A 24,521-nucleotide genomic window follows, 5' to 3' on the forward strand; every position below is an offset into this window, starting at 1 on the left:
TTGAGACTCATATGACTGAAAAAACATTTATCAAAGGTAAAGACCGCGACCTAGAATCGTCTATCTCTACCATGCAAAACAAGCTAAAAGCGCTAAACATCAATGTTGAAGAAGCACTTTGGCTTAACCCTGTAGCTAACTGTTATTCAGTTCATATAAAAGACAGCGACTGCGGTGTTATGTTTACCAATGGTAAAGGCGCAACCGATAAAGCATCTATCGCCTCTGCGTTAGGTGAATACTTTGAACGATTAAGCTGTAATTACTTTTTTGCCGACTTTTACCTAGGTGAAGAATTTGCAAACAGCGACTTTACTCATTATCCAAACGAGAAATGGTTTAAAGTTGAAGGCAATGAAGTGCCAGAAGGCATAATGGACGAAAGCCTTTGGGATTACTTTGACCCAGAGCGTGAGCTTAATGCTTCACACCTTTTTGACTTTAACTCAGGTAATAACAAGCGCGGCATTTGTACATTGCCATACACACGCCAACGCGATAACCAAGACGTATACATTCCGGTAAACGTAATTGGTAATATTTTTGTTTCTAACGGCATGAGCGCAGGTAACACTAAATTTGAAGCACGCGTACAAGGGCTATCAGAAGTATTTGAGCGCGCCATTAAAAACCGTATTATCGCAGAAGGTATTTGTTTACCTATCGTCCCTGAAGAGATTGTAAAGCAATACCCTAAAATTCACGAAGCGTGTGAAGAGCTACGCAGCCATGGTTTTCATTTACGTATTGCCGATGCATCACTTGGCGGTAAATACCCTGTAATGAGCGTAACGCTTATTAACCCTGTTGATGGCTCTGTGTTTGCCTCATTTGGTGCTCACCCATCATTTGAAGTAGCCCTTGAGCGTACGGTTACCGAGCTACTACAAGGTCGTCGCCTTGATCAACTTGATGTGTTCCAACCAGCTACTTTTGATAACGATGAAGTTGCAACGCCTGAAAACATTGAGCTGCACTTTATCGACTCAAGCGGTTTAATCTCGCATGACTTTTTCCGTGCCGACGCCGACTTTGACTTTGTTCATTGGGACTTTAGCGGTACAACAGAGCAAGAATACAACTTCTGTACTGACTTAATTCACAGCATGGGCCACGACATTTACATTATGGATTACACACACTTAAACGTGTATGCATGTCGTATTTTAGTACCAGGTATGTCAGACATTTACCCAGTAGATGAACTAATTTGGCGTAACAACAACGAAGGCGCTAAATTCCGTGAAGCATTCCTATCGCTTGATCAGTACAATGCGCAGCAGTGGATGGACATTTACGACAGCCTAGAAGAAGCAGGCCACAGCGATATTATCCGTGCTGCTGAATTTATTGGCCTTGCCACCGATGCCGACACACCATGGCATACACTGCGTATTGGTGAGCTTAAAGCGCACTTATGTTTAGCCGCAGGCAACGAAGAAGCCATTGATTGGGTAGACTGGATACTACACACAGGCCAAGTAAACGAAGATGCAATGCGCCACTTCCGCTGTTTAAAAGCCATTCTTGAAATTAAATACGATGACGAGCGCGACTACGCCGACTACCAAGATGCACTGGGTTTAATGTTTGGCAGCGATAACGTAACGCTGGCTATTGAAATAGCAGAAGGCCGTAAATTATTTAATGGTTTAACCTTCCCTGGTTTATCGCTTGAAGGCTTTAAAAAGCATGCAGCACTACTTGATGGTTACCGTAAGTTACATGTCGCTAAGCAAAACCATTGGGCACGTGAAGTAACCGACGCTTAATAGTTAAACTACTAATTATAAAAATAAAACGGCGCTAATTTATCAGCGCCGTTTTTATTTATACAATAAATTAGCTATAGTTAAATTGCCTAAAATAACAGCATGACTTAGCCAATGCCGCCAAAAAATAACAACAAAAAAAACACTATTAGCAACTATAAGCTGACCTTTTGGTTATCGCTTACGCTAATAATATTAGTGAGCATTGTGTTAGATAGAATTAACTACAATCGCGCAAAAGACGCCCACCGCCTACAAATTTTATCTCAAGTAAGTACATACCGTGCACAACTAGAGGCCACCTTGGTATCAAACATTCAGCTTGTTCGTGGATTAGCGGTTGCTGTATCAGCTGAACCTGAGTTACAACAAGCACGGTTTGAACAAATTGCCGCGCCTTTGTTTAAAACCTCCAGTGAGCTGCGCCATATTGGTGGTGCACCCGACATGATAATTCGTATGTCTTACCCACTAAAAGGTAACGAAAAAGCCATTGGCTTAAACTTTTTAGAAAACAAAAACCAGCGCCTAGACGCCATTAGAGCCCGTGATACCAATACTATTGTTATGGCAGGGCCACTTAAACTGGTTCAAGGCGACATTGCCCTTATTGCCAGAGTGCCTGTTTATATTCCGCCCGAAAACCGCTTTTGGGGGTTGTTATCGGTGGTGCTCGACATTGAAAAAGTGTATAAAAACTCAGGCATAAAAGAGCTTGAAAAAAACTACAACATTGCTATTCAAGGGCGTCATGGTTTAGGCAAAAAAGGCGAGTTTTTTTATGGCAATAACAATATAACCTCACAAGAGCCGCTTGATTTTACACTTAATTTTCAAGGGGGAAGCTGGCAATTATACGTAGCCCCTAAAGAAGGTTGGAGCCCCGCACCTTCAACTATATGGCCGCTTAGAATTGCCATTATAATTATTTGCGGATTACTAATATGGGCGTTCTTATTCTTTTTAAAAATGCTAAACCGCCAGCAACAAAACGAAAAAATGCTGGAGGCAATGAGTGATCTTGCCCAAATTGGGGCGTGGTCATTTAATTTAGAAACCAAACAAGTGTATTGGTCAGATATGACCAAAAAAATATTTAAGTACCCGCTAAATAAAGAGCCTACTTGGCCTACAAATTTAAATTACTTTAAAGCCGGTGAAAGCAGAGAACGTATCACTCAGCTGGTTGAATCTGCAATTAAAGAAGGCAAAAGTTACGAAGCCGAACTTGAAGTAATTGACTCTGAAGGGCGCGAAATGTGGGTGCTTATTCATGGTGAAGCTGAGCGAAAAAACGAGCGCTGTGTAAGAATATTTGGCTCATTGCAAAATATTGATACCCGTAAGCGTATTGAGCTTGAAAACAGCAAAATTGCCCTACATAACGAAATTTTAGCGTCGCTTACAGCCAACGACCTTATTTTAAGTGGCCAATTAAGCCAATCTAAACAAGTTATTACTGAATCTATTTGCCATGCATTAAACATTGAGCAAGCCAGTATTTGGTTTTTTAATAGCTCAAAAACCTCATTGAGTCCTATAGCAGCCCATAATATTGAAAACAGAATGGGTAATAATAATGCGGTATGGCTTAAAAAAGAGGCGCCAGATTTTTTTGAAGCCATAGAAAAACACGCAGTGTTTAGCACCAGTGATGCCCAAAATCACCCACTACTAAAACCCCTTAAAGCGCATTACTTTGCGCCGCTCAATATTAATGCCATGCTGTGCGCAATCATACCGGCGGGAAGTGGCTCCATTGGCATAGTATGCGCTGAGCAATGTGCTTCAATGCGCCCGTGGTCACGTAACGAAGAAAGCTTTTTAATTGCTGTAGCCGCCCTCGTGGGCAGCTTGCATTCAAGTCAGCAACGTATTGAAACAGAGCAACAGCTAGTCACCGCCAAAGAAGCTGCAGAGCAAGCTGTAATGGCTAAAAGTGAATTTTTAGCCAGTATGAGCCACGAAATAAGAACCCCCATGAACGGCGTACTGGGCATGCTAAATATTATCAAGCGCACTCAGCTCAACCAACAGCAGGAGCACCATATTGAGCTTGCACAATCTTCAGCTCAGTCGCTGTTAAATATAATTAACGACATTTTAGACTTTTCTAAAATTGAAGCAGGTAAACTTGATATAGAAAATGTGCAATTTAACTTACCTAAATTACTTGGTGAAGTTGTTGAGTCGTTTGCGCTTAAAGTGGAGCAAAATAATACCAATCTCATTTTAGATGCCACCCAAATTACTATCAGCGAAATAATTAGCGATCCGAATAGGTTGCGTCAAATTTTAAATAACCTGATTGGCAATGCCGTTAAGTTTACTATTGATGGGCAAATTCTGGTGACCGCGCAGATAGATGAAACCACCGATGGCAGTTTTTTACATTGCTCTATTATTGATACCGGCATAGGAATAGACGCAGAAAAACAAAAAACCTTATTCGACTCATTCACTCAGGCCGATGCCTCAACCACCCGCCAGTTTGGCGGCACAGGCCTTGGCCTAGCTATTGTTAAGCAGCTTTGTGAACTAATGGAAGGCGAAGTAAGCGTAACCAGCATGCTAAATGAAGGCAGCACTTTTTCGTTTTCTATAAAAATACAGCCCCGTTTAACTAAAGCGCAAGATCTACCCAGCCACTTAATTAATAACAAACATATTTTAATTATTGATGCCTGCACACTTAACGCCAATATTGCCGCCAAACAATTACGCGTATGGGGCGCACACGTTAATATTTTAAATGACTATAGCGGCATCATTAATTATTTTGATAACTGCGATACCCAGCCAGATGCATTGCTAGTCGATTATCATTTTTTTGAGCAAGCTGCGCACCCACAAATAAATACATTAAAAAACCGAGTAACCACCAAGCAAAGCAAACTAGTTGTTATGGCACCAATGAGTTATTCGCAAGAGCATAACAACATTGGCATAAATATAGACTGCCTGATATTTAAACCGCTCACCCCGTCAGATTTATTTGATTCACTCACTAACGATAAATACATTGAGCAACAACAGCGCCAAGCACAACTTCAAAATGAGTTAACCGAAAAGCCCAAAGAAATATCAGCGCAGGCGCAAGTGCTTTTAGTAGAAGATAACAAAGTAAATCAGGTGGTGGCCTCAGCGTTGTTAAAACAAGTTGGGCTTACCTTTGATATTGCACAAAACGGCCAAGATGCACTAGATAAGCTAAACAGCAGCCAAGACAAAAAATACCAGTTAGTTTTAATGGACTGCCAAATGCCCGTGATGGATGGCTACCAAGCCACGCAAGCTATACGCGAAGGCAAAGCGGGCAAGCATAATAAACATATTACAATCATTGCGTTAACGGCAAACGCAATGCAGGGCGACAAAGAGAAGTGCCTCGATGCAGGAATGAACGATTATTTAACCAAACCTTTAGATTCCGCAGCACTAGAGCCTAAATTACAACAATGGCTTGGTACACAATAAAGGTGTAAGCTAAAAATACTGTTTACTAATAAAGAAAAGCCATGCATTTATCAGCAAATCAGCAGCGCGTTATTGGCTGCCTTTTAGAAAAACAAAGCACTACACCCGAGCATTATCCACTGTCGTTGAACGCACTGACGAATGCGTGTAACCAAAAATCAAATCGAGACCCGGTTGTAAACTTGAGCGAAAGTGAGGTGCAACAAACACTGGATGAGCTTATAAGTCAGCGCCTTGTAACGCTAGACGAAGGGCTTTCGGGACGAGTTAATAAATACGATCACCGTTTTTGTAATACAGAATTTAGTAGCTTACAGTGGAGCACGCAGCAACGGGCTATTATATGTTTACTGCTGTTACGCGGTGCACAAACACCCGGTGAGCTAAGAACGCGCAGCGCTCGCCTAGCTGACTTTACAAACGTTAGCGAAGTAGAAACTGCCCTGAGCGCGTTAGCAAAAGATGACTACGTAACAAAGCTTGAGCGCGAGCCCGGCAAACGAGAAAGTCGCTACATGCACCTTTTTGCTGACCCAGCAGTAGCGCCAAGCCCAGTGCCAGCTACAGAAGTCGCAGAAGTTAAAAACGATGAAATTAACGAGTTACTTGCAGAAATTGAGGAACTAAAAGCCGAGCTTAGCCGTATAAAAGCACATTTAGGACTTTAATTAATAACCACTAAACCAGATAATGTAAGCCTATTTAAAAACAACTTATTAAATAACGAGGAGCTGGCCATGCGCGCCGAAATTATGGCTGAAATGAAAGTTCAGCCAACTATTGATGTAAACGCCGAAATTACCCGTCGAGTTAACTTTATAAAAGCACGTTTAGTGGCAGCCCATAGTGTATCGCTAGTGCTTGGAATTAGCGGCGGTGTTGACTCATCGACCTGCGGGCGCTTGTGCCAATTAGCCGTAGATGAACTAAACGCAGAGCAAAACACTAATAAGTACCAATTTATTGCGGTTCGCTTGCCATACGGTGTACAAGCAGATGAAGACGAAGCGCAAATGGCCGTTGATTTTATCAAGCCAAGTAAACGCATGACCGTCAACGTAAAACCTGCTGCCGATGCATTACACGAGCAAGCTATGGCGGCAGTAGTAGGCAGTGGTGAAGAGCTACCTGAGCAAGCTAAAGTTGACTTTGTAAAAGGTAATGTAAAAGCACGCCAACGCATGGTAGCGCAATACGAAATAGCTGGTTTTTGCCAAGGCCTCGTTGTGGGTACCGATCACAGCGCTGAAAACATTACTGGTTTTTACACCAAATTTGGTGATGGCGCATGCGATTTAGCACCGTTATTTGGTTTATCAAAACGCCAAGTACGCGCTCTTGCTACGGCATTAGGCGCTCCTGATTTACTCGTTACTAAAGCACCTACTGCAGATTTAGAAAGCGACAGACCAGGCCTTACCGACGAAGAAGCATTAGGACTGAGCTATGAGCAAATAGATGACTTTTTAGAAGCTAAAGAGGTTTCAAAAGAGGTTGAGCAAAAGCTTGTAGATATATACTTGCGCACACAGCATAAGCGCCAAGCAATTCCGACTATTTACGACGATTTATAAGCTATAGCTAATAGCAACTAATGCCAATAGGCGTTAGTTGCTATTTGATCTAGCCACAACTGTATTGCGTATAAATTGCCTAATAAACGCATTCAATATTATTAACTGCCCGCCATAGAGAATACTGCATTATATGACATCGCCTATTTTAATTACCGGCGCAGGCCAACGCATTGGCCTAGCACTTGCCAAGCATTATTTAGCCCAAGGGCAAAGCGTTATTATAACTTATCGCACACGTCATCAGGCTGTTGATTTACTAGAGCAACAAGGTGCTGTGTGTATTTTTGCTGACTTTAGTAACGATACTGGCATTAGCACATTTATAAATACACTTAACACGCACACCAGTAGCTTGCGCGCTATTATTCATAATGCATCTAGTTGGGACTGCGAAGCTAATAACCCAGACTTTGCCGTGCTGTTTGATAGCATGATGCGTATTCATGCAAAAACACCTTATTTAATTAATTTATTGTGCGCTGATTTATTACTTAATTATCAAGCAAGCCATAATGTACCAGCAGATATTATTCATCTCACTGATTATGTTGTAGAAACTGGCAGCCCTAAACATTTAGCTTACGCAGCAAGTAAAGCTGCTCTAGATAATCTCACAAAGTCATTTAGTGCTAAATATGCGCCTAATATAAAAGTAAATTCAGTAGCGCCATCATTAATCATTTTTAATGAACATGACGATGAAGCTTATCGCGCCAAGACACTTAAAAAATCATTAATGGGTATTGAGCCCGGTTGCCAAGAGATTATTAACAGTATTGATTTATTACTGCAAAGCCACTACATCACAGGCCGCGCTTTGCCCGTAGATGGCGGACGCCATTTAAAGTAGAACACACTAGACTGAGAAATTTATGCATGACGAATTAAAACAAAGTTATCAAAATATTATTACCGCTGTAGGCGAAGATGCTAATCGCGAAGGTTTACTAGACACACCAAAACGCGCAGCAAAAGCGATGGAATACTTAACTAAAGGCTATCGTCAAACGCTTGATGAAATTACTAACAATGCGGTATTTACCTCTGACGCTGATGACATGGTGCTTGTGCAGGATATAGAGCTTTACTCTATGTGTGAGCATCATTTATTGCCATTTATTGGTCGTTGCCATATTGCTTACATTCCCGATGGCAAAGTACTAGGTTTATCTAAGTTTGCGCGTATTGTTGATATGTTTGCTCGTCGCTTTCAAATTCAAGAGCAACTTACTCATCAAATTGCTAAAGCAGTTGAAGAAGTAACCGGTGCTAAAGGCGTAGGTGTTATTGTTGAAGCTAAACACATGTGTATGATGATGCGCGGTGTAGAAAAGCAAAACTCAAGCATGCGTACCTCTGTAATGCTAGGTAACTTTAGAAGTGACTCTAAAACGCGTAACGAGTTTTTACAGCTTATTAAGGGTTAATTATGGCCAACGCAATTATTAACGTAACCAACTTACGCTTACGTACATTTATTGGTTTTAACCCAGAAGAACGGGAAAAAAAGCAAGATGTAGTGATTAATTTAGAAATTCACTACCCTGCTGATGACGCCTGTAAAACAGACGAAGTGGACCAAGCGCTTAACTATAAAGTGATCACCAAAGAGGTGATAAACCTAGTAGAGCAAGGGCACTTTTTGTTGCTTGAAAAGCTGGTTGCCGAAATACTTGCAGTATGCCATACACATCCAAGCGTGCATTACGCAAAAGCCAGAGTAGATAAACCGCATGCACTGCGCTTTGCCGACTCAGTTTCGCTCACGCTTGATTGGTCAAAGTAACTTTACAAAACCGCTTGTGCACCACTGGCAAGGGCAATAACGGCTAAATACCGCGCGCCTTTGCCAATGCTCACTAATAATAAAAACAGACTAAAACGCACTTTAAATATGCCGCCAATTACCGTTAGTGGGTCGCCAACAATCGGCAGCCAAGCAAACAGTAAGCTATATACCCCATATTTTTTAAATTGAGATTGCGCTTTTTCAAGCCCCTTGGCCGATACCGGAAACCACTTTTTGTGCTTAAAACGTAGCACATGAGTTCCCAACCAATAATTAACACAACTTCCTAGCACATTACCTGAAGTAGCGGCTAACCACAGCAGCCACAGATTAGCTTTTGCTTGGCTTATCATGGTAACAAGTACCACTTCTGAAGAACTTGGTAATAAAGTAGCGGACACAAACGCACTAAAAAATAAGGTGATATAAAGCATTAAGTACTTAAAGTAAAAACCCAGCATACAGCTGGGTTTATTAAAGGGTCGTCATTTATTTTATCAAATTTAGACTCAGTGGGTAATTAAACTCTTTCCCTTCGTTGGCTTTAATACTGGCTAAAACCACCATGATAAAAGAAAAAATAGCCACTAAAGGCAGCAAAACGAGGCCGATTACGGCAAATACTAGTAAAAAACATACAAAGTAAGCTATAGCCATAGTAATTTGAAAATTAAGCGATTTTTTACCGTGTAAATCGACAATTGGCATTTCATCTTTTTTAATAAGCCATACCACTAATGGCCCAAGTATAGAGCCAAACGGAATAACAAAACCGGCTACAGCGCTTAAATGGCAAAGCATAGCCCATGTTTTTTCGTCTTTTGATAACGGCTCAAGCTGTTGATTTTCTTCCATTACGCTCTCCTTATTAGTTAATACATACTGCCTTTTTATTGAGCAGGTGTCTATATAGAGGCAGCTATATTGTTAAATAACACGCCCTAACCCGCTGTGATAAAAAAGTGATAACTTTGTGAGAGTTTCTTGAGGTGGTTATTCAATACTTAGCCTGAATCATCACTTACAGGAAATAATAATGAAAGCTTCAGCATTTACAGTTGCAACCCTTTTAGCAGTAGCTAGCCAATCAACATTGGCAGCAGAGCTAGAAGTAGAAATTACTAACCTTACTAAAGGCCTCTACTTTACACCGGTACTAATAACAGCACACGATAGCGAAGATAAATTATTTGAAGTCGCAACCGAAGCCTCTGCTGCACTGCAAGCAATGGCTGAAGGCGGCGATATATCAGCACTTGTTACTCAAGCGTCAGCATCGAGCAGCGATATTGCAGAAAACCCAGCGGCAGGCCTTTTAGCACCCGCGGCATCTGCAACAGCAGAGCTCACAACTACCGATGGCAACGAATACCTATCTGTAGCGGCTATGTTACTGCCAACCAATGATGGCTTTGTAGGCCTTGATAGCTGGAAAGTTCCAACAGAAGCAGGCACCTATACTGTTTACCTCAATGGTTATGATGCAGGTACAGAAGCAAATAACGAACTTGTAGTAGAAGGCTCGGGTGCACCTGGTGTATTAGGTATCCCTGCTGCGCCGGGCGGCCAAGCAGGCACTAACGGTACAGGTATTACAACTGGCGATACAAATACGATGGTGCACATTCACCCGGGTGCCCTTGGCGATGATGACCTAGAAGGTGGAAACAGTGATTTGAATAACACTGTACACAGATGGTTAAACCCCGTTGCAAAATTAACTGTGACGGTTAAATAGGAGAGTTAATTATGTCATCTCTTTCTAATTTTAAAAAAAGTGCGCTTATTTTATTGTTAGCCAGCTCAATAGCCGCATGTGGCGATAACGATAATAACGACTCTATTGAAGATCAAGAACCTGTGGTTGTTGTAGAGCCCGAACCTGTTGTTTATGAGTTTACTATCACTTTTAGTAACTTAACGGCTGGACAACCACTATCACCACTCTCGGTCATTGCATTTGATGAAACCCCACCATGGAAATTTGGTGAGACGGCTTCTGTTGGTTTAGAAATGATTGCAGAAAGCGGCGCTAATGAAGAGTACCTTAGCGATGAAAATGCACTTGCTTCAGTCTCGGCTGAAGGTGGTATTGGCCCTGGCGAAACAACCTCTGTAACCCTTTTAGTTGATGCACAAGATGTTCTTAATTTATCTTTTGCTGCCATGCTTGGGAATACAAATGACGCTTTTACCGGTCTTAGTTCTGTAGATGTATCAACATTGGAAGTAGGCAGTTCAATATCACGAACGACGCCCGTTTACGATGCAGGTACGGAAGCAAATACAGAAACAGCTGACACTGTGCCTGGTCCCGCTGCTGGCGGCGAAGGGTTTAACGAAATACGCGACGATATTGCCGATATAATCACAATGCACCCAGGTGTTGTGTCTAATCAAGATGGCTTATCAAACTCTGCACTAGGTGCTGAACATAAGTTTGATAACCCAGTATCAAAAATCGTGATCACTCGTACACAGTAAAACAGCTTGTAATGGGGATGTGAGGCGACACGGATGTCCCTTTTTTACGAGGTTAACCATGCGGCACGAAAAAATACTGGTAGTAGAAGACGACAGAGAAATAGGGCAATTAATAACAACTCAACTTGCTGCGTTAAATTTGCATGTTGACCATGTTGTAAGCGCTGAGCTCGCATTAAAAAAAATAGCAAAACAACCTTACGGGCTTATTTTACTGGATATAAACCTGCCACAAATGGATGGCTTGAGTTTATGCCGTAAAATTAAAGAGCACTACCCTACCATTTCCGTTATTTTACTTACCGCGCTCAGTAGCGATATGGACCGTGTAATTGGTCTTGAAATGGGTGCTGATGACTATATTTGCAAACCCTTTTTTGCTCGCGAATTACAAGCCCGCGTTAAAACACAATTACGCCACCGCTCACAACTTCTAGCGATTCAAAATAACGAAAACGACAGCCCGTGCAACGAACAAAGGCTAAATATAGGCTCACTCAATATTGAATTTAGCTCACATCAAGTTTATTTAGACGAACAAGCACTTAACCTCACCGCCACTGAATTTGATTTACTGGTATATTTTGCTCGCCACCCAAACCATGTTTTTAGCCGCCAGCAATTACTCGACAAAGTATGGGGGTATCAGCACAGCGGGTACGAGCATACCGTTAACTCACATATAAATAGGTTACGCGCCAAACTTGAGCTACATCATCAAGCGCCTATTATCGAAACCGTTTGGGGCGTTGGCTACAAACTAAATCCAAGCCAACTTACTTAAGAGCCTTATTATGAACCTATCTTTGTATCAAAAATTAGCGGTGTCGTTGGTGGTTATATTTTGCTTTATTTGTGCACTCGTATACAGCTGGAGTAAACAACTAGAGCTCACCTCAAAACATCATGGCGAGCAAAACCTGCACTTAGCCCTAGCTGAGCATTTAGTACAAGATAACCCATTAATAAAAGAGGGTGTATACGACTACGCAGCTCTAGAAAACCTATTTCATACCTTAATGTTATTAGGCCCCGCATTTGAGTTTTATTTTGTAGATGAAAACGGAAAAATCCTCACTTACTCAGCAGAGCCTGGTAAAGTTAAACGCACTCATATTAATTTAGCCCCCTTAAAAAAGCTGATTAACAACCCAGCTGCAGCGCCAATTTATGGTGATGATCCAAGAAATAAAGCGCAGCAAAAAATATTCTCTGTAGCGCCTGTTTTTAATAACGATAAGCTGCAAGGGTACTTGTATGTAATTATTGGCGGTGAAGCTTACGATACCTCTTTAAACACAATTAAAAATAATGACAAACTATGGCTTGCCGCATTATGGCTTGGAGCTGCACTTGCATTTTTACTGATTGCGATGCTTATTTTACTGCGCTTTTTTACCAACCCTATTCAGCGATTAGCCCGTGATGTAAGCAATATTGAAGCAGCTAATTACAGCCTTACCGATACCAAGCTCAGTAACTATTCAACCCAAAAAAGTAACGAAGTGCACAGTTTAGGCCGTAACATTCAAGCGATGGTTACCCGGATTGACGAGCAATTTAAAGCACTTGAGCAAAGCGATAAACAGCGCAAGGAGTTGCTTACCCACTTATCTCACGATTTAAGAACCCCTCTTGCCTCTTTGCAGGGGTTTTTAGAGGTGCTTAATCAGTCGGGGTCACAATTAAGCGCTCAAGAACAACAAGAATACTTACATGTATCCCTTAATAACTGCGCGCAGCTTAAACAGCTTATTGAACAAATTTTTGAATTAGCCCATTTAGAAAACGGCGAAATAAGCATTCACAAAGAAACCTTTAATTTAGGTGAGCTTATTTACGATTGCATTGCTAAGTTTTCTCTAACCGCCGAGAAAAAAGGCCTTAACTTAACGGTAGAGCCTGCAATTTGCGATTTTCCTGTAGTAGCCGATATTGCAAAACTTGAGCGTGTTTTAAGTAATTTAATTGATAACGCAATAAGGCACACACCTAAAGGCGGCAGCATAGCTGTAAACGTTAAGCGTATTGATGAAAAGCAATTATTTGTGCAGGTTTCTGATACCGGCGTGGGTATTAAGCATGATGAGCTAAACGCGATTTTTAATCCGCATTACCAGGCTTCAAATTCAAATAACGAAGGGCGCCAACAAGGTGGCTTAGGGCTGGCTATTTGTAAGGGGTTACTAAAACTTATGGACAGTGAAATAAATGTACAAAGTGAGCTGGGCAAAGGCACTATGTTTAGCTTTAACTTGCCGCAAAAAATAAAGGTATAGCCAACGGCTGTACCTTTAGAGCATTACTTAATTTTGATTTTGTTAGTTTTTAATACCGGCTAAATCAAGCATAAATGCATAGTTTAGCGCAGTATCTTCTAGGCGTTTAAAGCGACCAGACGCCCCGCCATGGCCGGCTTCCATATCTATTTTAAACAGCAGTTTATTATCATCTGTTTTATAGTCACGCAGCTTTGCAACCCACTTAGCCGGTTCAAAGTATTGAACTTGTGAGTCATGTAAACCGGTAGTCACTAACATATTAGGATACGCTTGCTTTGAGACTTGATCATACGGCGAGTACGACAGCATGTAATCGTAGTACTCTTTTTCATTTGGGTTACCCCACTCACCATACTCATTAGTAGTAAGTGGTATGCTTGCATCAAGCATGGTGGTGACTACATCAACAAAAGGCACTGCTGCAACCACCCCTTTATATAGCTCTGGTGCTTGGTTAACCACCGCGCCCATTAATAAACCACCAGCACTACCACCGTAGGCAAATATTTCGTCTTTTGCGCCATAACCTTGTGCCACTAATGATTTGGTTACATCAACAAAGTCGTTAAAAGTGTTCTTTTTAGTTAATAATTTGCCGTCTTCATACCATGGGCGCCCTAACATTTGCGAACCACGCACATGCGCTATAGCAAACACAAAGCCACGGTCTAATAAGCTTAAACGTGAGCTTGAAAAAGTAGGGTCCATAGTGGCGCCGTACGAGCCATAACCATATTGCAGTAATGGGTTTGTGCCATCCTTTTTAAATGCATCTTTACGGTACACTAAGCTTACGGGGACTTTTATACCATCGCGCGCACCTACAAAAATACGCTCCGAGGCATAGTTATCTGCGTTAAAATCACCTAACACGGCTTGCTGTTTAAGTAGGGTTTTATCACCTGATTTAAGGTCAATATCGTAAGACGAAACCGGTGTCGTCATACTGGTATAATAAACACGTAATTTGTCGCTGTTTATATCGTTGTTGCCATAGCTTGCAATGGTATAGGCACTGTCGTTAAAGCTTAGCGTGTGCTCATCTCCAGTCGATAAATGGCGAACAATAAGGCGCGACTGACCCAGTTCTCGCTCTTGATATACAAGGTAGTCTTTAAATAAATCAACGCCTTCTAGCTTAATATCATCGCGCGGCGCAATTACCGTTTGCCAATTTGCTTTATCATGCGCTTTATCTACATCCACCTTCATAAGCTGAAAGTTAACCGCATTTAAGTTAGTGACGATGTAATACGTATTGCCAAGCTTTGAAATACTGTATTCTAGGTCGTCCTCACGCTCAATTAAGCGCTTAGGTTTTGCTTTATTATCATCTGCGCTGAGTACCGACATACCAGAGGCATTGGTGCTGCTGTGCCAAATATATATTTCTGAGCCATCTTTGCTCTTACTAATACCCGTGTAATAACTTGTATCAGCTTCTTCGTAAATAAGTTCATCATCGCTTTGCGGTGTACCTAACGTATGGCGAAAAACTTGATAGCCAAGTAAGGTTTGTGCATCTTTTTTAATGTAGTAAAAGGTTTTATTATCGTTTGCCCAAATAACGCCGCCGTTTGTTCCCTCAAGCGTGTCTTCGAGTAATTGGCCTGTGGTTAAATCTTTTACCTTTATGGTGTAAATTCTACGGCTAACGGTGTCTTCCCCGTACGCCATTAAATTTCCGTTAGTACTTACAGATAAGCCACTTACAGCAAAGTAGTCGTGATCTTTGGCCAACGCATTTACATCTAAAATAACTTGCTGATCAGTGCCTTTAAAATCGCTACTGCGAACATAGGTAGGGTATTCGTTTTCGCCACGCGTTTGTGATGAATAAAAATAGTCGCCTTTTTTAACAGGCACCGAGTCATCGTCTTTTTTAATACGCCCTTTTAACTCTTCAAATAACTTATCTTGCAATGTTTGAGTATGCGCAAGCATTGCCTCGGTATAAACGTTTTCAGCATTTAAGTAACTTATAACGTCTGGCGCTTTACGCTCGTCATCACGCAACCAGTAGTAATCATCAATACGCGTATCGCCATGAATCGTCATTTCATGAGGTACTTTTTTAGCAATTGGCGCCACGGCGCTCATTGGTTTTTCTGTTTGTTGTGTTTGCATAGTAGTTGCTGTATCTGAAGGTGTACTTTTTGGCGCATTATCACACCCGGCTAGCACAGCTAGTGATAACGCGGCTAGCGTGAATGAAGAACGAATCATTATGAAATCTCTATGGTTTTTATTATTGGTGCTATTAAATATACCTAATAATAAAGCGTGGTGTAATTTAGTTTGTGAAGCTATGTAAAAAGGGAGCCGAGGCTCCCTTTAAAATAACGTGCTAGTTATAAAATTACTTTTGTTTACGACGACGCATAAATACAAACGGCGCAGCAAGTAATGTTAACCAAGCTAGTGAGCCCGATGAACCATTGCTTTCAGGCTCTGGTGTTGGCGTCACTGGCTGAGGGTCTGCAATGGTATCGTTAACAACGATTGATACCATAGTTTCTTCGGCGCTAGTGCCTGATGCTTCACGCACTGTGTATGTAAAGCTATCTTCACCAGAGAACTGTGCATTTGGCGTATAATCAATCGTGCCATCTTCATTCACGGTTGTAGAGCCATTTGCTGGTGCTGAAACCACTTCAACAGTTGATGCCACTAAGCTGCCTTTAATCCTTACACCTTTATGGGCAGAGAACTCTGCATTTTCTGTTTCTGAAGAAGCTACTGCGTCAAATACAAAACGCGACTCAGCCATGTCATTGGCTAATACATCAATAGTCACTGTTTGCTCTTCATCAACTTCTACTGCATCTGCAGCTGTGTAATGGCTACGATCTTTTGCAAAGGCTTGATATTGAATATCAACAACACCGCCTTTGATTTGATCGACTAAGTAGCCACTACCAATAGCATTACCCGTTGGAACTGTGTCCAGCATTGCACCTACGTTGCCATCAGCAGACTCTACACCCGCTGAGTAAGGTGCAGGTAAAGCAGGCACATCAATGTAGTTCATACGAACTTCATCAGTGCCTTCTTTTAAGATCACTTGGAACGTGTACTTATCACCTAAAGAACTACCCCAAAGCTCAACGTCATGCCATTCTACAACTACATAGCCGCTATCAAATTTAGCCACATAAAGATCACCGCCACCGCTCGTGCCACCAGCTAAATCAAAGTCAGCCCAAAGCGGCGCAATAACACCATTAGGTGTACGTGCATTAGGCATTGCTTGAGGGCTCCAAGAGTTAGTAGTATTTACATCTGCACCAACAGCAATAAAGCCGTTATCTGAGATAGTAAATGCTGAGTACTCTTTCCCATCAAAAATAAAGTCAGCTTCAACCGTAATGGTTATCTCATCACACCCGTCAGGACACGCTTGTGGTTCAATGCCTTCATCAGCCAATGAGAAGGTACCTAAGAAATCACTGCTATTAATAGCAAATTCTTTTGGTCCCAATGTGCCAGTCCAGGTTAGCTCTTTATTGTCTTCACTTAATGTTACTTCACCTGCACCATTAGTCACTTCAACAACAGGGGCAGCACCTTTAAGAAGCTCCGCATTTTCGTCAAGTTTTACATTTACTGATAGCTCGTCAGTGAACAGAGTATTATTAAATTGCACACCTACTTTTGCTGGAGTAGAAGAATTTAAAGAATCGGCATCGACTGTTGCACTAAACACACTGCTATTGGTTGCTTCGTTATCGTAGATAGCAAATGGTAAGTGAGCGATTTGACCTGTCTTAGTATGAGTCCACACTACATGGCCAAAGTTCCAACCTTTAACATCGTTAAATGTTGAATCAATATCTAAGTTAAATTCAGCCATGTCTGTGCTTGTTTCTGCACCTTCAGAGTCTGTAGAGGTAGAACCGTGCGCGCCAAGCATAACGGTGCTAGGCGAAACCGTAATTTCAGCGCCTTGCATATCGGTTACTACTTTTGCAGTCCACTCACCAGCAACATCAGTCATATTTTGCACGGTATTTGAGAAGCTACAAACGCTTAAACAACTTGGATCGGCGTAAGAGCCATGATCAAATGTAAGTGCTGCCTCTAGCGCATTAGGCATATCTAATCGTCCGGCACCTACATCAAATGCATCAGCTTTTGTCACTAAGTCTTCTTTATGTAGACCATCCATTTTAGATGAGCTCATAAGTGCCGTTTTGATTTGTACCGCATTCCACTCAGGGTGAGCTTGCTTCATCAATGCTGCTGCACCAGCAACATGAGGGCTCGCCATACTTGTGCCTGAAATCGCATTAAAGGTAATACCATTACCTTCATCTGGCGAGTACGCAGATAAAATATCTGTACCTGGCGCTGCAATATCAGGTTTTAAGAAGCTAGGCTCACCATTAGGACCACGCGAACTTGAAGAGTTTACTGCATCAGTAAATTTCTCTTGAATTGTTCTTTTAACACTAGGGTCGAGTGAAGCAATAACCGGCTCTTCAGCTGCAGTTAACAGCTCAACCAAGCTTAAACCATCTTCTTGACTAATCGCTGAGGCTGGAATTGTGGCGTCATCCATAGACATGCCCATTGCACCGCCAGCAACATTGTTGTGGATAATTACCGCTGCTGCACCTGCTTTCGCCGCATTTTCAGCTTTGGCTGAAAACGCACAGCTACCACGAGAGATTAATGCTACAGAGTCTGCAAATGAGATATCTTCAGCAAACTCTTCACACCCTTCAAAATTATCAGGAGCAATCACTTGCGCCGAAATAATAGGAAGTGAAATAGGGTCTGTTAATAAACCATTACTTCCTTCAAGACTTAAATAGGTTTCACCTGCCACTTCAATTTGCTGAGAGAAGAAGCGCCCTGTTTGCGTATTGGCAACTGTTAAACCAGACTCAATACAGCTAGGACAACCAATAGTTTGTGCGCCGTTACCATCGTTACCTGCTGCGGTTACAACCACTACACCCGCTTCTTCTGCAGCTGTGAATAAATCACTGTATGCACTGCTTGATGGATTACCACCTGCACCACCGCCCCACGAGTTATTAATTACGTCTGCGCCATCTTTAATGGCCGCTTCTAATGCCCCCATTAGTGCAACGGTAGTACCGCTGCCTCGTCCATCGGCTGTGTGCCAAAGCGCTTTATAAGCCATTAACTGGGCCGCTGGTGCAACACCTGAAATTGACACGTTATTGTCTTGGTAAGTAATTTCAATTGGGTTACCTACAGCAGTACCAGCAACATGCGTTCCGTGACCGTCGTAACCGAGTGGAGAACCAATATATTCATCAGGGTGAACATCACTTGGTGTTGGGCCAAATGCACGCGCCACAATTAATTTATTATTACAAAAATCGGCTTCACCACCCTCTATACGACAGTAATCTGGGTTTTCTGCAATGTAAGCCGCTTCTTCTTCACTAAACTCTGCAGCTGCGAAACCCACATCTGAAAACATAGGGTTTTCTGGGCGAATACCCGAGTCAATAATAGCAACTTTAACCCCTTTACCAGCTTCAGACTGACCACCAAGCGCCTGCCATGCCTCAACGCCTCTAATCACATCAATAGAAGCATCCATTAATGTGTGGTACTCAGTATCTAAAAATACTTTTTTTACACCCGCAAGTTTAGCGAGTTTTTCACGTTGACCTTGCTCACCTTCTACCACGATACCGTTGAATAACGTACTAAATGAATGTGAAACTGAGCCACCGCTAACAGATGCGGCTACTTGCGCTACACTTTTTTGTTTTGCTTTTAAGTAGCTGCTGTACTTTAACGCAGGTGCTGAAGATAGATTAACTTTACTATCCCCAGTTACTGCTGCAGAGGTTGCTTCAAGCCCTGCAATGCCGCCTTTGTAGGTTGCTAGCGGCTCGTCTTCAAGCTGGATAATATAGCGTGCTTTAGTAGAAATGGTTTTATCTTGAGAGTATGTTTTTACACTTGATGTTTCTGGGACATATCCTTTAGATAAATCAGGTGCGGCGGCTGCACCGTATGACATCATAGCTAAACCTATAGCTGATGAAATAGCGGTTCTTTTCAGTGTTATATTAGACATTATTTCCCCTGGAGTGAGTTTTATATTATTGTATTTACTCAATTCAATGTGATTAGAATTGTGATTTTAATATAGAACTACAGCCCTCAGGCTAGCAACAACTCAATTACAATTGGATTACAAAACTGCAGGAATAGCATCGCAAAAACATCACAACAAACTAATTTTAAACAAGTTTTTCTCTTTTTGTGATTTGTAAATCACTGTAAACAAAACCTAACTTCTCTATGGAAAATGAATGAGTAACGACGTTATAAATATTTTAACCATGGCTAAAGTAATTCAGACTGCCGTCGCCCCTGTCTTTTTAATTACGGGTATTGCTGCCACGCTCGGGGTTCTATCTAATCGTTTAGCCCGCATTACTGACCGTGCGCGACAACTTGAGCGAAAACTCAAGGTAAGCACCGATGAAGACTTTAATAAAACCCTAGCCACAGAGCTGCGAGCCCTGTTAAAACGCTCTCGATGTATTCATATTGCTTTTAGTATGAGCGTGCTAAGCGCCTTGCTAGTATGCGCTGTGGTTATGCTGCTGTTTTTATCACACATTCAGTCTATTAATTTAGGGGTAACAATTGCCAGCTGTTTTGTGGCTGCAATGGCCTTATTAATATGTGGGTTTATGTCGTTACTTGGCGAGGTATTTTTGGCCACACGTAGTATGCGCCGAGGGATGATATTTGCTGATATTAACGATTAGCAATAAAAAAGCCCGAGATTTTCTCGGGCTTTTATCACAACATTTTAATTTTATTGTGCAGTATAAATAGTCTCTAACACTTCAATTCGCGCTTCTTTAGTATAATCAGATGACTTTAATTGCTCTGCAGCAGCTAAAATATCTTGACCATCATTAACAGCTAAAACCGCTATTTTAGTACCTGGGAAAACAGACACTACCTTTAAGCCAGACAGCTGAGCTACCTCTGTTGCGTTCATGCCATCTTTAAGCAAAACAGTAATATTGCCAGAAAGCGACGTTAAGTTGTTTGTTAGGACATTACGTACCAGTGTACCTTTTGTTACTAACGATGAAGCCTCAGAAGACTCAACAACCGCCATCTCACCTTTAGTAGAAACAACATACTCATCAGCAGCAACACTTGTTGGTACTAAACGTAAGTTTTTTTCTACAACGTAAGAGCCAAAGTCGGTTTTGCTGTATTTCACACTATTTACCGGCTTTTTTGGAAGTTGCAGCTCTTTATCTGCTACTGAACTCGCTGTTGCACTTAGAGAAATACACGCAGCAGCACCTAAAATAACTAATTTATTCATTTTCATATCTATATTCCTTACTCTTGACCTGCGTGACCAAATGCTCTCAACGAAACGCCTTCTAAAACGCTTGCGGCACGGTTATTTGAAATACCTACGGCACCAAGTCCGTTATCCCCGCCATCGCTGAATGCAAAGCTATCTGCTGCTGCATCAAGAACACGAATAGTCCAAGTACCTTTTGTTGTCTCGCCATAGAAAGCATTAGACAGTAGTACCGCATCTTTTAAAACATAGCCTGTGTTCCAACCGTTAGTAAAGCTATAAGCTGGGTAAAATAGAGCTTGCTTAGACGCTAGTAATACACTGCGTGTGCCTGATGGAGACGTCACTTCAATTGCTAAATCGGTACCAGCAGAGGTTTGCGTACCATCCGCTAAACCAAAGCCCATTTCAGTATTGCTCACATCAAACTTAAACTGCATTGCTTCAATGTTTAGCTCTTCTTCAACAGTGATTTGCTGCGTAACACCCGCGGCACTGTTATCTGGGATTTCTAGTGTAAGAGCCTCTTCTTCAACAACAGAGCCAACACCACTCCAATCTGTAATAACTTGCTCACCTAATGCTACGTCGTACTCTTTTGCCATCGCAACTGCAGCACCAGCATCTACACGTCCAAAACCGTATAAGTTATTAAAGTTATAACCTGCTGCATTTTCAACCCAGCCGTCATGCGCTACAAATTCACCTTCACCAACGCTTAGCGTTACAACTTCATCTTCTGCATCGTTGACTGTGCTTGTAGTAGCTAAGATATGACGAACATCACGCCATGTTAGCTCTGAATTAGCTGATAAAATCAGTGATACTACACCTGACGCATTAGGTGCTGCCGAAGAAGTACCATTAAACGTTGAGGTATAGTTACAGCTAGCGTTATCTTCATGTCCTGGGTAGTTGAATGGGTATTGCGATGCAGCAAAGTCTTCGCCATATGCTGCAGCCCATGCCGTAATCGAGCTACCATTAAAGCCTGAGTACCCATTAATACAGGTCATTTGATCAGTTGTTACCATGGCAGGCGCCCAGCGCCCATATTCACCCGCAGGGGCTGAAACCATTAAGTTAGCACCACCGCTTGAGTAGCTTGTATGCGTACCATCAGCATTTACAGCTGCAACGCTTAAGTAATATGGATGACCTTGGCTTGGCTCAAACGCGCCGTTATAACAAGTAAGGCCTAGCTCATTTGCGCCGTTATCGGCACATAATGACCCTTCACCGCTACCATCTACAAACGAGTTACCGCTCGACTTCATGTTTAGCGCACCTTTACCATCACGAAGGTTAAGGTTAGGGTATGACTCGATAGCTTCATCTAGCTCTGAGTAGCCAATAAACGTTGGGAATGTAATACCGTAGCTGCGGTTAAACGCAGAAATATTTTCTGATGTGCTAATACCGCTACCTGGGAAACCATGCGCGAGTAAATCAGTTTGCTCAATTTTATCGCCACCTAGGTAGTTCATGCCAATTAGACCAGCATCTGGTGCAACACCGCGCCCGCCCTTACCATTCCAACCTTTCGCTGCAATTAAGCCTGCAACACTGGTACCGTGGTCGCCGCTATTTGACAGGCTAGTAGGGTCGGTGCGATCCAACACATCAACATCTAAATTTAAAGAACGGTTTGGTAACACGTTATCAACTAAGTCTTCGTGACGAATTTCCATACCAGAGTCAACAACAACCGCCGTTACGCCAGCACCTGTAACACCTTGAGCGTACGCAGCTGCTACGTTCATATCTTCGCCAGCAACCAATTCTTCTGCTTCTGATTCAGCAAAATCCTCGTCAAAAATAGTTTGCGCTTCTTCTTCGCTGTAACCTAATTGGTTGACATATAAATCAATTAGGCCTTGTTTCATTTCATCGCTTAGCGCGTACGACTTTTGACCTGTGTTACGCAGGTGCCATTGCTGATTAGCTAACGGGTCAGTTGCAATATCACTAATTGTTAATTGCGCAGACGCCGACTTACCATTTGCATTAGCGGTGTAATCAATTACCGCGTCTTCGCCTGAAACAGGAACGTAAGTAAAGGTATCGCCTTCAACTGTTAGTAAGCCATGGCTAAAAGTATATACGCCATCTTGCGCTTCAACCGCTTCACCATTTTCAGTAAATGTATAACTAAGTGTATCGCCATCGTTATCACTTGCATTAAACTCAGCAGTTACAGGTACCCATTGCTTTAAACCAGCAACGGCTACATCGCTTGCTTTTGGTGCAACATCAGTTACTACAGCAACTTGGCTATTATTGTCATTGTCGCTGCCACCACACCCTGCTAGCGTCATAACTACTGCGGCAGAAAGTGCCGACATTTTAAAAATATTATGCTTCATAAACTTCCTTCGTTAATTATTTTTATGATGACTCAAGGTACACAACAGGGCACTTAATAACAACGCGCTGTTTACAGTCGTTAACAATAAACTGACAAGCTGTAATGATATATTCAGAAAACAGGCTATGAGACACTAAAGTTTCACTTGAATAAAATAAGTAATCGATTCAAGATGTCTAATTAGTAGATATAATTTCTTACAGGGGCAAAACATGAAATTAAAACAATTTTTAGCAGGGGTTGCTTTAGCAACATGTACACTTAGCGTATCTGCAAATACTGCATTTAAAGAGCCAAGTGATGCTATTGAATACCGTCAAGCTGCGTTTTCTATGATTTCAGTGCAAATTAGCGATATGGGCGCGATGCTAAAAGGTAAAATTCCTTTTGATGCAGAGCAATTTAAAATGCGCGCTAATAACGCAGCAGCCCTTTCTAAAATGCCATGGGAAGCGTTTTACGAAGGCACTGATAAAGGTGATACAGCAGCATTAGCTGATGTATGGTCTGATAATGCAACCTTTGTTAAAAAAGCCAATGCCTTTGCTGCCAATGCAGATAAGCTAGCTTTAGCAGCTCAATCTGGCGATAAGGCGGTAATTGGTAAAGCATTTGGCGCATGGGCCAAAGGCTGTAAAGATTGCCACAAGCAATTTAAAGACTAATTACAATTAAAACAATTCACACTAAAACGGCGCTTTATGCGCCGTTTTGTTTTTTTTAGCTATTAACTTAGCAAATAACTAAGTGGTTCTTTGCCCCACGTAACTGCCAGTAGCACTAACAATCCAACAAAAATAGCCCACGCCAACCAAGGAGCTTTCGTGTTATCTATATTAGTTTGAGTGGCTTGCTCGCTGTTAGCCTGTTTACCGGTGATCATTGCTTTGACAAGTGGTTTTCCTTTTATTTTATACACAACAATGGCAGTAACATGCAGACAAATGGCATAAAATAAAATATCGAAATTAAGGCGGTGCAGCCAATTTGCAAAATCAACCGTTGAGCTCGACACATACTCAACCAAAGGCCCATCAGTCAAAATGCCATCACTGCTCATTAGCCCGGTCACTAACTGCACTATAATAAGTACAAAAAACAACAAAACCATGTAGCTACCTGGCGCCGAATGACCCACCCCTTTACTAGGATTTTTAAACTCTTTAAATACTGCTATTGGCGAGTGCAGTAACGCGCTTAACTTTGCCGTTTTACTGCCCACCAGCCCCCAAACTAAACGGGTCACTATTAATGCGATTGCGAAAAAGCCAGCCACAAAATGAAGCTCAATCATGCCCTCGTCAATGCTAAAGTAAAGCACAGCAATATTAATCACTAATAACCAATGAAAGCTTCTTATAAAGCCATCCCATACTTTTATACTTTGCATATACATCCTCAACTTGTTGCCAGGCTCTGGCACATTATTTTGATACTAA

Annotated in this window: 20 protein-coding genes; 13 read left to right on the forward strand and 7 right to left on the reverse strand. The window is 41.9% G+C overall.

Translation table 11 applies throughout. The features are described from left to right. The first annotated feature begins 11 nt into the window (after positions 1-11). The 7 genes from ycaO (at position 12) to folX (ending at position 8,612) form a co-directional block, all read left to right on the forward strand. Positions 12-1,772 carry a 30S ribosomal protein S12 methylthiotransferase accessory factor YcaO gene (gene ycaO, locus MSC25_RS17675; RefSeq protein ID WP_248444096.1) on the forward strand — a complete coding sequence of 587 codons (1,761 nt, stop codon included), beginning with the start codon at positions 12-14 and terminating at the stop codon, positions 1,770-1,772. 114 nt (positions 1,773-1,886) lie between these two features. Further along, positions 1,887-5,249 carry an ATP-binding protein gene (locus MSC25_RS17680; RefSeq protein ID WP_248444098.1) on the forward strand — a complete coding sequence of 1,121 codons (3,363 nt, stop codon included), beginning with the start codon at positions 1,887-1,889 and terminating at the stop codon, positions 5,247-5,249. Positions 5,250-5,290: 41 nt separating this feature from the next. Then, entirely contained in the window at positions 5,291-5,917 is a 627-nt protein-coding gene (locus MSC25_RS17685; RefSeq protein ID WP_055255385.1) for a DUF480 domain-containing protein, read from the forward strand. A 69-nt stretch (positions 5,918-5,986) separates the two neighbouring features. After that, positions 5,987-6,823 (forward strand): ammonia-dependent NAD(+) synthetase, encoded by an 837-nt coding sequence (gene nadE / locus MSC25_RS17690; RefSeq protein ID WP_248444107.1) that lies wholly within the window; start codon positions 5,987-5,989, stop codon positions 6,821-6,823. A gap of 133 nt (positions 6,824-6,956) precedes the next feature. Next, on the forward strand, positions 6,957-7,676 hold the full coding sequence (gene folM / locus MSC25_RS17695) for a dihydromonapterin reductase (protein WP_058547725.1): 720 nt from the start codon (positions 6,957-6,959) through the stop codon (positions 7,674-7,676). 22 nt (positions 7,677-7,698) lie between these two features. After that, a complete protein-coding gene (folE, locus tag MSC25_RS17700) occupies positions 7,699-8,253 on the forward strand; it encodes a GTP cyclohydrolase I FolE (protein ID WP_055015863.1) in 555 nt (184 codons plus the stop codon). A 2-nt stretch (positions 8,254-8,255) separates the two neighbouring features. Continuing rightward, positions 8,256-8,612 (forward strand): dihydroneopterin triphosphate 2'-epimerase, encoded by a 357-nt coding sequence (gene folX / locus MSC25_RS17705; protein WP_024032091.1) that lies wholly within the window; start codon positions 8,256-8,258, stop codon positions 8,610-8,612. Between the two features lie 2 nt (positions 8,613-8,614). Here the strand turns inward: folX and MSC25_RS17710 are convergent, their stop codons facing one another. Continuing rightward, complete coding sequence (locus tag MSC25_RS17710; RefSeq protein WP_024032092.1) at positions 8,615-9,049, reverse strand: YqaA family protein; 435 nt, start codon at positions 9,047-9,049, stop codon at positions 8,615-8,617. A gap of 55 nt (positions 9,050-9,104) precedes the next feature. Then, a complete protein-coding gene (locus MSC25_RS17715) occupies positions 9,105-9,470 on the reverse strand; it encodes a DUF4870 domain-containing protein (protein WP_024032093.1) in 366 nt (121 codons plus the stop codon). A gap of 181 nt (positions 9,471-9,651) precedes the next feature. Between MSC25_RS17715 and MSC25_RS17720 the strand changes: the two genes are divergently transcribed. From MSC25_RS17720 to MSC25_RS17735, 4 genes are read left to right on the forward strand one after another with little or no spacing between them, the layout of a single operon-like run. Next, positions 9,652-10,353, forward strand: coding sequence for a spondin domain-containing protein (locus tag MSC25_RS17720; protein WP_024032094.1), 702 nt, complete (start codon positions 9,652-9,654; stop codon positions 10,351-10,353). Positions 10,354-10,364: 11 nt separating this feature from the next. After that, positions 10,365-11,099 carry a spondin domain-containing protein gene (locus tag MSC25_RS17725; RefSeq protein WP_064384528.1) on the forward strand — a complete coding sequence of 245 codons (735 nt, stop codon included), beginning with the start codon at positions 10,365-10,367 and terminating at the stop codon, positions 11,097-11,099. Between the two features lie 58 nt (positions 11,100-11,157). Then, entirely contained in the window at positions 11,158-11,883 is a 726-nt protein-coding gene (locus MSC25_RS17730; RefSeq protein ID WP_054983697.1) for a response regulator transcription factor, read from the forward strand. Positions 11,884-11,893: 10 nt separating this feature from the next. After that, entirely contained in the window at positions 11,894-13,378 is a 1,485-nt protein-coding gene (locus tag MSC25_RS17735; protein WP_248444109.1) for a HAMP domain-containing sensor histidine kinase, read from the forward strand. Positions 13,379-13,420: 42 nt separating this feature from the next. On the opposite strand, the gene MSC25_RS17740 is transcribed toward MSC25_RS17735, so the two are convergent. Together MSC25_RS17740 and MSC25_RS20305 are read right to left on the reverse strand one after the other, a co-directional pair. Then, positions 13,421-15,607, reverse strand: coding sequence for a S9 family peptidase (locus MSC25_RS17740; RefSeq protein ID WP_248444111.1), 2,187 nt, complete (start codon positions 15,605-15,607; stop codon positions 13,421-13,423). Positions 15,608-15,740: 133 nt separating this feature from the next. Then, a complete protein-coding gene (locus tag MSC25_RS20305) occupies positions 15,741-19,448 on the reverse strand; it encodes a S8 family serine peptidase (RefSeq protein ID WP_282448155.1) in 3,708 nt (1,235 codons plus the stop codon). Positions 19,449-19,686: 238 nt separating this feature from the next. Between MSC25_RS20305 and MSC25_RS17760 the strand changes: the two genes are divergently transcribed. Further along, positions 19,687-20,151: a DUF2721 domain-containing protein gene (locus tag MSC25_RS17760; protein WP_004589012.1), complete on the forward strand. Its 465-nt coding sequence runs from the start codon at positions 19,687-19,689 to the stop codon at positions 20,149-20,151. Between the two features lie 50 nt (positions 20,152-20,201). On the opposite strand, the gene MSC25_RS17765 is transcribed toward MSC25_RS17760, so the two are convergent. Together MSC25_RS17765 and MSC25_RS17770 are read right to left on the reverse strand one after the other, a co-directional pair. Beyond that, entirely contained in the window at positions 20,202-20,735 is a 534-nt protein-coding gene (locus MSC25_RS17765; RefSeq protein ID WP_024032099.1) for a hypothetical protein, read from the reverse strand. Positions 20,736-20,746: 11 nt separating this feature from the next. Then, positions 20,747-23,080 carry a S8 family serine peptidase gene (locus tag MSC25_RS17770; protein ID WP_248444113.1) on the reverse strand — a complete coding sequence of 778 codons (2,334 nt, stop codon included), beginning with the start codon at positions 23,078-23,080 and terminating at the stop codon, positions 20,747-20,749. 214 nt (positions 23,081-23,294) lie between these two features. Between MSC25_RS17770 and MSC25_RS17775 the strand changes: the two genes are divergently transcribed. After that, positions 23,295-23,747, forward strand: a complete 453-nt coding sequence (locus MSC25_RS17775; protein ID WP_024032101.1) for a cytochrome c — start codon at positions 23,295-23,297, stop codon at positions 23,745-23,747. Positions 23,748-23,809: 62 nt separating this feature from the next. On the opposite strand, the gene MSC25_RS17780 is transcribed toward MSC25_RS17775, so the two are convergent. Then, complete coding sequence (locus MSC25_RS17780; protein WP_138685494.1) at positions 23,810-24,472, reverse strand: cytochrome b/b6 domain-containing protein; 663 nt, start codon at positions 24,470-24,472, stop codon at positions 23,810-23,812. Between the last annotated feature and the right edge of the window lie 49 nt (positions 24,473-24,521).

Origin of the sequence: Pseudoalteromonas sp. 1CM17D (genome assembly GCF_023161805.1) — a bacterium.
In the GTDB taxonomy this organism is placed as follows: domain Bacteria; phylum Pseudomonadota; class Gammaproteobacteria; order Enterobacterales; family Alteromonadaceae; genus Pseudoalteromonas; species Pseudoalteromonas atlantica.